The sequence below is a fragment of the Rhodoferax sp. genome (genome assembly GCF_010365055.1).
GTDB lineage: Bacteria > Pseudomonadota > Gammaproteobacteria > Burkholderiales > Burkholderiaceae_C > Rhodoferax.
This window is the reverse complement of sequence record NZ_JAAFHA010000012.1, coordinates 42,990-55,906: the sequence shown is the minus strand read 5'-3', so window position 1 is coordinate 55,906 and position 12,917 is coordinate 42,990. Positions and strand designations below refer to the sequence as shown.

Below are 12,917 nucleotides of genomic sequence, written 5' to 3'. Positions count from 1 at the left end.
ATATATTTAATAGCATTCTATTTTGTCTATTCACCAAATCCTGCAAGAAGTCTTCGGTTACGGCGCGTTCCGTGGGCCCCAGCAAGCCATCATCGAGCACGTGGTGGCGGGCGGCGACGCGCTGGTGCTGATGCCCACCGGCGGCGGCAAATCGCTGTGTTACCAGATTCCAGCGATTGCGCGCGAGCAAGCCGGCCAGGGCATCACGGTCGTGATCTCGCCGCTGATCGCGCTGATGCACGACCAAGTCGGCGCCCTGCATGAGGCCGGTGTGAGCGCCGAGTTTCTCAACTCCACCTTGTCGTTTGAGGCGGCGTCGCAGGTGGAGCGGCGGCTGTTGCGCGGCGACATCACCCTGCTCTACGCGGCGCCCGAGCGGGTGACCAATCCGCGCTTTCTGGCGCAGCTCGACTCCCTGCACGAGCGCGGCAAACTGAGCCTGTTTGCCATCGACGAAGCCCATTGCGTGAGCCAGTGGGGCCACGACTTCCGGCCCGAATACCGCGCTTTGACGGTTCTGCACGAGCGCTATGGCAGCGTGCCGCGCATCGCGCTCACCGCCACCGCCGACGCGCTGACCCGCGCCGACATTGTGGAGCGGCTGCAGCTGCAGGACGCACGGCTTTTTTTAAGCAGCTTTGACCGCCCCAACATCAGTTACACCATCGTCGAAAAAACGCAGGCCACGCAGCAGTTGCTGCGCTTCATCAGCCAGGAGCACATGGGCGACGCCGGCATTGTCTATTGCCAGTCGCGCAAGCGGGTGGAAGACATTGCCAGCCTGTTGTGCGACGAGGGCATTGCCGCCCTGCCCTACCACGCGGGACTGGATGCGAAAGTGCGGCAAGCGAACCAGGACCAGTTCTTGCGCAGCGAGGGCATTGTGATGGTGGCGACCATCGCTTTCGGCATGGGCATCGACAAGCCCGATGTGCGCTTTGTGGCGCACCTGGACATGCCCAAAAACATCGAGGGCTATTACCAGGAAACGGGGCGCGCCGGGCGCGACGGCCAGAGCGCACAAGCGTGGATGTGCTACGGCCTGCAAGACGTGGTGAACCAGCGCCGCATGATCGACGAGAGCCCGGCCGGGGAGGAATTCAAGGCGGGACTGCGCGGCAAGTTGGATGCGCTGCTGGGTCTGGCCGAGGCCACCGATTGCCGCCGTGTGCGTTTGCTGCATTACTTTGGCGAAGCCAGCCAGCCCTGCGGGAATTGCGACAACTGCCTGCACCCACCGGCGGTGTGGGACGGCACCGACGCGGCCCGCAAGCTGCTCAGCACCATCTACCGCGTGCAGCAAATGGGGGGCAGCTACGGCGCGGTTCACATCATGGACATTCTTCGCGGCAAGAGCACCGACAAGGTCACGCAGCGCGGGCATGAAACCCTGAGCACCTTTGGCATTGGCTCGGCCTTTAGCGAAGTGCAGTTGCGCGGCGTGCTGCGCCAGCTGATCGCGATCGGTGCCGTGGCGGTCGATGCCCAGGCCTTCAATACCTTGCAGCTCACCGATGCCTCGCGCGCCGTGCTCAAGGGCGAGGTGACGGTGCAATTGCGGGCTTCGGTATCGAGCCCGGCCGAGCGCAAGGCCAAACGCAGCGGCGCGACCCACGCCAGCAGCATCGGCAAGGCGCCGATCGCGCTGGATGTGCCGGCGCAGACGCGCTACACCGCCCTGAAAGCCTGGCGCGGCGAAGTCGCCAAAGAGCACAACCTGCCGGCCTACGTGATTTTTCACGATGCCACGCTGGTGGCCATTGCCGAGCGCGCGCCGCTGTCGCTGGACGATTTGCAAGGCATCAGCGGCATTGGCGCGAAGAAACTCGAAGCGTATGGTGAAGAGGTGTTGCGCGTGATGGTGAGCGTGTGAACAACACATGTGACCGAACCTGACTGCGATCACCTCTACAATTTGACCGCAAGCACGGCGCCAACGTGTGCGTTATTGGCGGGCATGTGCAATGCAACCATTTCAACAGGGAAGGTGTGTGATGCCGATTCTCGCTAAGCCCATGCGCCCGGCCCTGGTTGGCATCGTCGTCTTCCTGCTCTCGGGGCTGCTTGCGGCTGTTATCGTCTATCTCTCTGAGGAGCACCGCAGGCAGATGGCACAGTCCCACGCGCTGGCCATGGCCTCCGACCATGCGCAGGCCCTGCAACAAAATCTTCATCAGGCATTGTCCGCCACGCTGGCCCTGGCGACACTGGTTCAACAAGGCCACGGCGACATTGCCAACTTTGAGGCCTTGGCCAATGACATGCTGACGCGCTATCCCGGTGTAGCGGCCATGGCGCTGGAGCCCTCCGGTGTTGTTGAGCGCATCGTGCCTCTCGACGGCAACGCGCACGCCCTTGGCCTCGATCTGCTGCGCCACCCGGCGCGCGAAAAGGAGGCCAAATTGGCGCGGGACAGCGGCCAACTGACCTTGGCCGGACCCTTCGAGCTGGTGCAGGGCGGACTTGGCGCCTTGGGGTTTTATCCAGTCTTCATTGATGACAGCCAGGGCCAGCGCAGTTTTTGGGGCTTTACCAACGTGGTGCTGCGCCTGCCGCAAGCCCTCGGCCCGGCGCAATTGGAGCAGATCGTGGCGCGTGGCTATGACTATGCGCTGTGGCGCATCGATCCGGCCAGCCAGCAGCGCCAGATCATTGCCCAGTCAGCCCAGGCACCACTTGGCGCGGTGGATTTCGACTTGACGGTTCCCAATGCCAAGTGGACCCTCAGTGTGGCCCCCACGGCGGGCTGGGCCGACCCCCAGGGCTTGAGTCTGAATATTGCGCTGGCGGTGCTGTTCAGTGTGCTGCTGGCTTACGCTGCCAAACAGGCGCAGGCCACCCGACTGCGCGCGAACGACCTTCAGGTCGACGTCAATGTGCAAGCGAATGAACTGGTGGCGCTCAACCAGCGCCTGCAGAGCACCTTGGATGCACTGCCCGATCTGCTCTTTGAAATGGACCTGGACGGTCGCTACCTGGCCTACCATTCGCCGCGCACTGACTTGCTGCCCGCCCCGCCCGCTGAACTGCTGGGCAAGACACTGCATCAGGTGTTACCGACTGCGGCAGCAGACATTTGCCTGGCGGCGGTGCACGAAGCCCATGCCAGCGGTTTTTCGCACGGCCAACAGATGGAGCTGGCGCTTGCCCGTGGCACGCATTGGTTCGAGCTTTCTGTTTCGCGCAAGCCTGGCCCGCCGGGTGCTGCGCCCACTTTCATTGTGTTGTCGCGCGACATCACCGAGCGCAAGCAGGCACAGACCAAAGTTGAACGCCTGAGCAAACTTTATGCGGCGCTGAGCCAATGCAACCAGGCGATCGTGCGCTGCCGCGCTGCCGACGAGTTGTTTCCGGTCATTTGCCGCGACGCCGTCAATTTTGGCGGCATGAAGATGGCCTGGATTGGCCTGCTCGATGAGACTGACCAGTTGGTCAAGCCGGTGGCCTCTTTTGGCAGCGGCGTCGAGTACCTCGACGGAATTGAAATATCGGTCGACCCGGGCGACAACAAAGGTCGGGGCCCCACCGGCACATCCATTCGTGAAGACCGGCCGCTTTGGTGCCAGGACTTCCAGCACGACGAGGCCACCGCAGCCTGGCATGAGCGTGGCGCCAGCTTCGGCTGGGGCGCCTCGGCGTCGCTGCCGCTGCATCTGAAAGGCCGGGTGATTGGTGCCTTCACCCTGTATGCGGGTGAGGTGGGGGCCTTTGATGAAGCCGCGCAAAACCTGTTGCTTGAAATGGCGCTGGACATCAGCTTTGCGCTGGAACGCTTTGCCGATGAACGTGCGGGCAAGCAGATGCAGGACGATTTGCGCGACACCGAAGAGCGCTATCGCAAGGCCTTTCAGACCAGTCCGGATGCCGTCAACATCACCCGGCTGGTGGATGGCCGCTACGTCGATGTCAACGAGGGTTTTGAGCGCATCACCGGCTGGCAGCACGACGAGGTGGTGGGCAAGACCGCCACCGAACTCCATCTCTGGGGCGACACCGCGGACCGCCAGCGCATGGTTGAGGCCTTGCAGCGCGACGGGCGTTGCAGCAACCTGGAGGCGAACTTCGTCAAGAAAGACGGCGAGATCTTCCCCGGCCTGATGTCAGCGGAAAAAATACGCCTCAAAGACGTTGACTGCATCCTCTCGATCACACGCGACATCACTGAACTGAAGCGGGCACAGGCGCAGATTCAGCGGTTGGCGAATTTTGATCAGCTCACCGGCCTGCCCAACCGCAGTCAGCTCCAGGATCGCTTCAACTACGCTATCACCCTGGCGCAGCGTCATGGTGGCCAGATGGCCGTCATGTTTCTCGATCTGGACCACTTCAAGAACATCAACGACACCCTGGGCCACAGCATTGGGGATCAGCTGCTGGTGGCGGTCTCGTCCCGACTCAGGGCCACCCTGAGGGAAGGAGACAGCTTGTCGCGCCTGGGCGGCGATGAGTTCATCCTGTTGCTGCCGGACACGGATGAAGCAGGCGCCAGTCGGGTCGCCGCCAAGTTGATTGCGGCCGTGGCGCAGCCGTGCCAGATTGAACACAATGAATTGACGAGCACGGTGTCGATTGGCATTGCCCTGTATCCCAATGACGGGCACGATTTTGAGACCCTGTCAAAAAATGCCGACGCCGCCATGTACCGCGTCAAGCAAACCTCGCGCAACGATTTTCGATTTTTCACGCAGGAGATGCAGACCCATTCGGCGCGCACCCTGCAACTGGTCAACGCGCTGCGCCATGCGCTCTCCCGGAACGAATTTGAGCTGCATTTTCAGCCGCAGATCGCCTTGCAGGATGGTCACATGGTGGGCGCCGAAGCGCTCTTACGCTGGCACCATCCCGAACTGGGCACGATCTCGCCGGTGGAGTTCATCCCGATTGCGGAAGACAGTGGTCAGATCCTGGCGATTGGCGAGTGGGTGTTGCGCACGGCCGTGCGGCAATTAAAGCAGTGGCTTGACGCCGGGATGCGGCCCATGGTGATGGCGGTCAATCTGTCAGCGGTGCAGTTTCGCCACCCGAACCTGATTGACATGGTGACGCGCATTCTCGACGAGGCCGCGCTCCCCCCCGAGTACCTGGAACTGGAGCTGACGGAGGCCACTGCGATGGATGATCCAGTGGGCGCCATTGCGGTCATGAACCAGCTCGATGAACGCGGCATCCGCCTGTCGATTGACGATTTTGGCACCGGCTACTCGAGCCTGAGTTACTTGAAGAAATTCAAGATCTACAAGCTCAAGATCGATCAGTCTTTTGTCCGCGACATCAGCGATGATCCGGATGACAAGGCGATCGTCACCGCGATCATCAATCTGGCCAGCAGTTTGGGCATGCACACCATTGCCGAAGGCGTGGAAACCGCCAGCCAACTGACCTTTTTGCGCTTGCAAGGCTGCGATGAGGTGCAGGGCTATTACTTCAGCCGGCCGCTACCCAAAGATCAGTTTGAAGCGTTCATGCGCAATGGCGTCAGCTGATTGATTCCGAATTTTTTCAATTTTCAAGCATGGCCGATTGACTGGCAGCGGCCGGCTGGGCAACACAGGCAAGGCATCAGCGGCATGGGCGCGAAGAAGCGGCTCCTCAATACATTCCCACCGCGATGGCGCGCACGTGCTGTAACAGCAGGTTGGCGCCGGGTGACAGCAATTGATCGCGCCGCATGATGATGCCGAAACTATCCATCTTGCAGGGCAGGTCGATGGGCAGAATGGCCAGTTCGCCGGAGCGGACGTAATAGTGGGCCACCTCCAGGGGCATCACATGCAGGAAGTCGGTTTGCTGCAGCAGGCTGGTGATCACTGAAATGGCCGTGGTCTCCACCACGTTGGCGGGCGTCTCCAGGTCAATACGGCGAAACATCATGTCAAACTGGTGGCGCAGAATGCTGCCGCGCGGCGACAGGATCCAGCTGGCGGCGGCCAGATCGTTCAGACTCAGATCGCTGTGCGCCAGCAGGGGATGTCCAACGCGCGCGACGGCGCACTCGGCTTCCTCCGACAAGTCCTCATACAACAGGTCCAAATCATCTTCCTGCTCCCGAATTCGCGCGATCAGGAAATCGAGTTGGCCGTGCTTCAGGCGTCCTACCAGCTCAGTGCTGGTACCGACCTCAACGCCGATACACAGACGCGGAGCCTCTTGCTTTGTGCGCGCAATGGCCTGCGGTACCAGCGTCGTGGCGGGCGTGATGATCACGCCGATGTCAACCTGGCCGGACAGGCCGGCTTGCAGCGTGGCAATGGCGTCCTGACCTTGTGACAGATTGGTGAGTGCCATCCGGACATGGCGGATCATGGTTTCGCCATACAGCGTGGGCCGCACGCCGCGCGGCAGCCGTTCAAAAAACGGCACACCAAAGAGTTCCTCAATGTCTTTGAGCATCTTCGACGCGGCGGGCTGGCTCATGTGGGTTTCTTTGGCCGCCTGATGAAGATTGCGTGCTTCGTCCAGCGCGAGCAACAGGAACATCTGGCGGGTTTTGAGCTTGGTCCGCGTGCGCCGCGCGGCGTCATGGTCTTGGTCATGGTCAGTCATGGGTCTGGAGGTGTCAGTGGCGGGGATAGTCAGCGTTCATCCGGTTTACTGCTTGATTGATATAAAAAATAATATCGATTTCACATATTAATTCATTTGTTTTGTATTTCAGCAAGGCCTAAGATTCCGCCGATTGCAACCCAAAAGACTGAAGGAGACTCGGATGTCCACCCCGCCCAAACGTGTATTGCGGTCTGCCGCCTGGTTCGGTAGCGCCGACAAGAACGGTTTCATGTACCGCAGCTGGATGAAAAATCAAGGCATTCCGGACCATGAATTTCAGGGCAAGCCGATCATTGGCATCTGCAACACCTGGTCGGAGCTGACACCGTGCAACGCGCACTTTCGCAAGATTGCCGAGCACGTGAAGCGCGGTATTTCCGAGGCAGGCGGCTTCCCGGTCGAGTTTCCGGTGTTTTCCAACGGTGAGTCCAACTTGCGCCCCACCGCCATGCTGACGCGCAACCTGGCGAGCATGGATGTGGAAGAGTCGATTCGCGGCAACCCGATGGACGCGGTGGTGCTGCTGGTCGGTTGCGACAAGACCACGCCGGCCTTGCTGATGGGCGCGGCCAGCTGCGACATCCCGACCATCGTGGTCACCGGTGGCCCGATGCTCAACGGCAAACACGAGGGCCGTGACATCGGCTCCGGCACGGTGGTCTGGCAGCTGCACGAAGCCGTCAAGGCGGGGCAAATCACGCTGAACCAGTTCATGTCGGCCGAAGCCGGCATGTCGCGCTCCGCCGGCACCTGCAACACCATGGGCACCGCCTCCACCATGGCCTGCATGGCCGAGGCGCTGGGCACTTCGTTGCCGCACAACGCCGCCATTCCGGCAGTCGATTCGCGCCGTTACGTGCTAGCCCACATGTCGGGCATGCGCATCGTGGACATGGTGTGGGAAGACCTGAAACTGTCCAAAATTCTGACGCGCGCAGCGTTTGAAAACGCCATTCGCGTCAATGCGGCCGTTGGCGGCTCCACCAATGCCGTGATTCACCTCAAAGCCATTGCCGCTCGCATCGGCGTGCCACTCGAATTGGACGACTGGACGCACGTAGGCAAGGGGACACCGACCCTGGTGGACCTGCAGCCGTCAGGCCGCTTCCTGATGGAGGATTTCTATTACGCGGGTGGTCTGCCCGGCGTGCTGCGCCGTATGGGCGAGGGCGGCCTGTTGCCGCACAAGGATGCGCTCACGGTCAACGGCAAGTCGATCTGGGAGAACGTGCTGGACGCCCCCATCCACAACGCCGAAGTCATCCGGCCACTGGATAAGCCCTTGGTCGCGGATGGCAGCATCTGCATCCTGCGCGGCAATCTGGCGCCGCGTGGCGCGGTGCTGAAACCATCAGCGGCAACGCCCGCGCTGATGAAACACCGGGGCAAGGCGGTGGTGTTCGAGGATTTTGACCACTACAAGGCGCGCATCGGCGACCCGGACCTGGAGGTCGATGCCGACTCGGTGATGGTGCTCAAGAACTGCGGCCCCAAGGGCTATCCCGGCATGGCGGAGGTGGGCAACATGGGCTTGCCGCCGAAATTGCTGGCGCAGGGAATCACCGACATGGTTCGCATCTCGGACGCCCGCATGAGCGGCACGGCCTACGGCACCGTGGTGCTGCACGTGGCACCCGAAGCAGCGGCCGGCGGGCCGCTGGCGATCGTGCGCGATGGCGACTGGATCGCGCTCGACAGCCATGCGGGCAAGCTGGACGTGGAGATCAGTGACTTGGAAATCGCGCAGCGCCAGGCTGAACTGCAGGCCAAGCCCGCAGCGCCGACCAAGGGCGGCTACCAGCAGTTGTACATCGACCGGGTGTTGCAGGCCGACGAAGGCTGTGACTTCGATTTTCTGGTGGGCTGTCGCGGTGCCGAGGTGCCCCGGCATTCGCACTGAGAAAAGGGCACTGCCATCAAGACATCGTTTCCGCGCAGGCGGGAATCCAGTACGTTCCAGGCGATTGATTTGAAAGACTAGTGATGAACAAGAAGATCAAATGTGCACTGATCGGTCCGGGCAACATCGGCACCGATCTGCTCTACAAACTCAGGCGCAGCGCGGTGCTGGACCCGGTCTGGATGGTGGGTGTTGACCCGAGCTCCGAGGGCCTCAAGCGCGCCCGCGAGCTGGGTTTGAAGACCACCGAACTGGGCGTTGACGGCCTGTTGCCCCATGTGCTGGCCGATGGCGTGCAGATTGCCTTTGATGCGACCTCGGCCTATGTCCATGCCGAGAACTCGCGCAAGCTGACTGAATTGGGCGTCCTGGTGATCGACCTGACACCGGCCGCCATCGGCCCGTTCTGCGTGCCGCCGGTCAACCTCCTGCCGCTCCTCGGCCAGCGCGTCATGAACGTCAACATGGTGACCTGCGGTGGCCAGGCGACGATTCCGATGATCGCCGCCATCTCCCGGGTGCAGCCGGTCCAGTACGGCGAGATCGTGGCCGCGATTTCCTCCAGGTCAGCTGGCCCCGGCACGCGCAAGAACATCGACGAATTCACCCGGACCACCTCCCGCGCTATTGAGCAGGTGGGCGGCGCAACCAGGGGCAAGGCCATCATCATCATCAACCCGGCCGAGCCGCCGCTGGTCATGCGCGACACCGTGCATTGCCTGACCGAGACGGAACCGGACCAGGCGAAGATCTCCGCCTCCATTCACGCGATGATCAAGGAAGTGCAAAAGTACGTACCCGGTTACAGACTGGTCAATGGCCCGGTGTTTGACGGCAAGCGGGTGTCGGTCTTTCTGGAAGTGGAAGGCCTGGGTGACTTCCTGCCCAAGTATTCCGGCAACCTCGACATCATGACCGCCGCCGCCGCCCGCACCGCCGAGATGTTCGCCGAGGAAATCCTTGCGGGCAAGATCGTCCTCAAGCCCGCGACCGACGCGGCGATGGCAGCATGAGCCCGGAGCACCCCATGACTGTCAAAGGTAAAAAAATCACCGTCCACGACATGACCCTGCGCGACGGCATGCACCCCAAGCGCCACCAGATGACGCTGGACCAGATGAAGGCCGTGGCAACCGGGCTCGACGCCGCCGGTGTGCCGCTGATCGAAGTCACCCACGGCGACGGTCTGGGCGGCGCCTCGGTGAACTATGGCTTCTCCGCCCACACCGACGAGGAGTACCTGAGCACCGTGATTCCCCTGCTGCAGCAGGCCAAGGTGTCGGCTCTTTTGATCCCAGGTATCGGCACGGTGGACCACCTCCGAATGGCCAAGGATCTGGGCGTGCACACCATCCGGGTCGCCACCCACTGCACCGAGGCCGACGTCTCCGAGCAGCACATCAGCCTGGCGCGTCAACTGGAGATGGACACGGTCGGTTTTTTGATGATGGCGCACAAGGCGGACTCAAGACAACTGATCAGCCAGGCCCGCCTGATGGAAAGTTATGGTGCCAATTGCATCTACATCACCGACTCGGCCGGTTACATGCTGCCCGATGAGGTCAAGGAAAAAATCAGCGCCGTGCGTGCCGTGCTCAATCCTGAAACAGAACTCGGCTTTCATGGCCACCACAACCTGGCCATGGGTGTGGCCAACTCGGTGGTCGCCGTCGAGAGCGGTGCGACGCGCATTGATGCAGCGGCGGCGGGTCTTGGCGCGGGCGCCGGCAACACGCCCATGGAAGTCTTCATTGCCGTGTGCAACCGCATGGGTATAGTGACCGGCGTGGACCTGTTCAAGATGCAGGACGTGGCCGAGGACGTCGTGGTGCCGATGATGGATCACCCGATCCGCATTGACCGCGACGCCTTGATCCTGGGTTACGCTGGCGTCTATTCCTCCTTTCTGCTGTTCGCCAAACGGGCAGAGAAAAAATACGGTGTTTCCGCCCGCGAGATTCTGATCGAACTCGGTCGCCGTGGCATGGTCGGCGGTCAGGAAGACATGATTGAAGATGCGGCAATGACCATGGCCAAAGCGCGCGGCCTTATTTAACGTCAAAGGGATTGACATGACTCAAACAAACCTGGCCCGCTTCAAGGGCGTCTTCCCGGTGGTACCGACCACGTTTTTTGAGAATGGCGAGCTCGATCTGGCCAGCCAGAGGCGTTGCGTCGATTTCATGATCGACGCAGGCTCCAATGGCCTGTGCATTCTGGCCAACTTCTCGGAGCAGTTCCTGCTCTCGGACGAAGAGCGTGACGTGCTGACCCGAACCATCCTCGAACACGTGGCGGGCCGGGTGCCGGTGATTGTGACGACCACCCACTTCAGCACCCAGGTCTGTGCCCAGCGCAGTGTGCGCGCCGAGGAGCTGGGCGCGGCCATGGTGATGGTGATGCCGCCCTACCATGGCGCCACCTTTCGCGTCTCCGAAGACAAGATTTATGAGTTCTACGCCGGCGTGTCGGACGCTCTCGATATTCCGATCATGATTCAGGACGCCCCCGCCAGCGGCACAGTTCTGTCGGCAGCCTTTCTGGCCCGCATGGCCAAGGAGATCAAGCAGGTGTCCTATTTCAAGATCGAAACCGCCGGTGCCGCCTCCAAGCTGCGCGAACTGATCCGCCTGGGCGGGGCCGCCATTGAAGGCCCGTGGGATGGCGAGGAAGCCATCACCCTGCTGCCCGATCTGGACGCCGGCGCCACCGGCGCCATGACCGGCGGCGCTTACCCCGATGGCATTCGCCTGATTGTGGACGCCTATTGCGCCGGTCGACGTGAAGAAGCCATCGCCCACTACCAGCAATGGCTGCCCCTGATCAACTATGAAAACCGCCAGGGCGGCATTCTGAGCGCCAAGGCGCTGATGAAGGAAGGCGGCGTCATTGCCTGCGAAGCACCGCGCCATCCCTGGCCTGCCATGCACCCCGCCGTCCGCGCGGGCCTGTTAGAGACCGCACAGCGCCTGGACCCGATGGTTCTGCGCTGGGGCAAGTAAATTCAAATTACCAAGGACCTATCACCATGACAACTCAAAAACACGACAACCTCATCAACGGCCAATGGATTGCGGGTGCCAAATACGCCCCCAACATCAATCCGTCCAATATTGCCGACGTCATCGGCGACTACACCCAGGCCGATGCCGCGCAGCTCGATGCAGCGGTCAAGGCGGCCCAATCCGCCTTCCCCGCCTGGTCCACCGGCAACATCCAGGCCAGAGCCGATGCGCTGGACAAGATCGGCACCGAAATCCTGGCCCGGCGTGAAGAACTCGGCACCCTGCTGGCCCGTGAAGAAGGCAAAACCAAGCCCGAAGGCATTGGCGAGGTTACGCGCGCCGGCAATATCTTCAAGTTCTTCGCCGGCGAATGCTTGCGCCTGAGCGGTGAGATCGTGCCCTCGGTACGCTCGGGCGTCAGCGTCGAGATCACCCGCGAGCCGGTGGGTGTGATCGGCCTGATCACCCCCTGGAACTTCCCCATCGCCATTCCCGCCTGGAAGACCGCCCCGGCGCTGGCCTATGGCAACTGCGTGGTGCTCAAACCGGCGGACCTGGTGCCCGGCTGTGCCTGGGCCCTGGCCGAGATCATCAGCCGTTCTGGCATCCCGGCGGGCGTGTTCAACCTGGTGATGGGCCGCGGCAGCGTCATCGGTGACCCGCTGGTCAACCACCCCGGCATCAACGCCATCAGCTTCACCGGCTCGCAAGGCGTGGGCCAACGCATTGCCCAGCAATGCGCGCTCAACCTGAAGAAGGTGCAGCTTGAGATGGGCGGCAAGAACCCGCAAGTCATCCTGGACGATGCGGACCTGGCGCAGGCGGTCGAACTCAGCGTGCAAAGCGCGTTCTTCGCGACCGGCCAGCGCTGCACGGCCGCGAGCCGGCTGATCGTCACCGACGGCATTTACCCCAAGTTCCTTGAAGCCATGAAACAACGCATGGCGGGCCTCAAGATTGGGGACGCCCTGGCGGCCGGCATCGACATCGGCCCGGTCGCCTCACAAGCCCAGTTGGAGCAGGACCTGAGCTATGTGGAGATCGGCAAGGCCGAAGGCGCCGTGCTGGTCGCCGGTGGTGAGCGCCTGCAGTGCAGCACCGAGGGTTTTTACATGGCGCCGGCGCTTTTGACCGACACCACAGCGGCGATGCGCATCAACCGGGAAGAAGTGTTCGGCCCGGTCGCCAGCATCATCCGCGTCAAGGCTTATGAAGAAGCGCTGGTGGAGGCCAACAACACGCCCTATGGGCTCTCAAGCGGCATTGCCACCACCTCGCTGAAATACGCCACGCACTTCAAGCGCCACAGCCAGGCCGGCATGGTGATGGTGAACCTGCCGACCGCCGGGGTCGACTACCACGTGCCGTTTGGTGGCAGCAAGGGATCGAGCTACGGCTCGCGTGAGCAGGGGCGCTATGCGCAGGAGTTTTTCACCACGGTGAAAACAGCCTATATTGGCAGCTGA

The 12,917-nt window shown here is 61.9% G+C and carries 8 protein-coding genes; 7 read left to right on the top strand and 1 reads right to left on the bottom strand.

Translation table 11 applies throughout. The annotated features are described in order from the left end of the window. The first annotated feature begins 19 nt into the window (after window positions 1-19). Window positions 20-1,873 carry a DNA helicase RecQ gene (gene recQ / locus GZ093_RS05080; protein WP_296483010.1) on the top strand — a complete coding sequence of 618 codons (1,854 nt, stop codon included), beginning with the start codon at window positions 20-22 and terminating at the stop codon, window positions 1,871-1,873. A 121-nt stretch (window positions 1,874-1,994) separates the two neighbouring features. Next, entirely contained in the window at window positions 1,995-5,483 is a 3,489-nt protein-coding gene (locus tag GZ093_RS20820) for an EAL domain-containing protein (RefSeq protein ID WP_363260217.1), read from the top strand. Between the two features lie 106 nt (window positions 5,484-5,589). On the opposite strand, the gene GZ093_RS05065 is transcribed toward GZ093_RS20820, so the two are convergent. Beyond that, the gene (locus GZ093_RS05065; RefSeq protein WP_296482959.1) at window positions 5,590-6,543 is read right to left on the bottom strand and encodes a LysR family transcriptional regulator; all 954 of its coding nucleotides are present in this window, start codon (window positions 6,541-6,543) and stop codon (window positions 5,590-5,592) included. Window positions 6,544-6,706: 163 nt separating this feature from the next. On the opposite strand from GZ093_RS05065, the gene GZ093_RS05060 reads away from it, so the two are divergent. The 5 genes from GZ093_RS05060 (at window position 6,707) to GZ093_RS05040 (ending at window position 12,917) form a co-directional block, all read left to right on the top strand. Then, window positions 6,707-8,446, top strand: coding sequence for an IlvD/Edd family dehydratase (locus GZ093_RS05060; RefSeq protein ID WP_296482957.1), 1,740 nt, complete (start codon window positions 6,707-6,709; stop codon window positions 8,444-8,446). Between the two features lie 83 nt (window positions 8,447-8,529). Continuing rightward, on the top strand, window positions 8,530-9,459 hold the full coding sequence (locus GZ093_RS05055) for an acetaldehyde dehydrogenase (acetylating) (RefSeq protein WP_296482953.1): 930 nt from the start codon (window positions 8,530-8,532) through the stop codon (window positions 9,457-9,459). Window positions 9,460-9,473: 14 nt separating this feature from the next. Further along, window positions 9,474-10,502 carry a 4-hydroxy-2-oxovalerate aldolase gene (gene dmpG, locus GZ093_RS05050; RefSeq protein WP_296482950.1) on the top strand — a complete coding sequence of 343 codons (1,029 nt, stop codon included), beginning with the start codon at window positions 9,474-9,476 and terminating at the stop codon, window positions 10,500-10,502. A gap of 16 nt (window positions 10,503-10,518) precedes the next feature. Beyond that, complete coding sequence (locus GZ093_RS05045; protein WP_296482948.1) at window positions 10,519-11,448, top strand: dihydrodipicolinate synthase family protein; 930 nt, start codon at window positions 10,519-10,521, stop codon at window positions 11,446-11,448. A 26-nt stretch (window positions 11,449-11,474) separates the two neighbouring features. Then, window positions 11,475-12,917, top strand: a complete 1,443-nt coding sequence (locus GZ093_RS05040; RefSeq protein ID WP_296482946.1) for an aldehyde dehydrogenase family protein — start codon at window positions 11,475-11,477, stop codon at window positions 12,915-12,917.

Excerpts from the sequence above, each read along its gene's own strand:
- GZ093_RS05055 (WP_296482953.1), top strand. The coding sequence starts at position 8,530 with ATGAACAAGAAGATCAAATGTGCACTGATCGGTCCGGGCAACATCGGC.
- GZ093_RS05065 (WP_296482959.1), bottom strand. The coding sequence starts at position 6,543 with ATGACTGACCATGACCAAGACCATGACGCCGCGCGGCGCACGCGGACC.
- GZ093_RS05045 (WP_296482948.1), top strand. The coding sequence starts at position 10,519 with ATGACTCAAACAAACCTGGCCCGCTTCAAGGGCGTCTTCCCGGTGGTA.
- GZ093_RS05060 (WP_296482957.1), top strand. The coding sequence starts at position 6,707 with ATGTCCACCCCGCCCAAACGTGTATTGCGGTCTGCCGCCTGGTTCGGT.
- GZ093_RS05040 (WP_296482946.1), top strand. The coding sequence starts at position 11,475 with ATGACAACTCAAAAACACGACAACCTCATCAACGGCCAATGGATTGCG.
- GZ093_RS20820 (WP_363260217.1), top strand. The coding sequence starts at position 1,995 with ATGCCGATTCTCGCTAAGCCCATGCGCCCGGCCCTGGTTGGCATCGTC.
- dmpG (WP_296482950.1), top strand. The coding sequence starts at position 9,474 with ATGACTGTCAAAGGTAAAAAAATCACCGTCCACGACATGACCCTGCGC.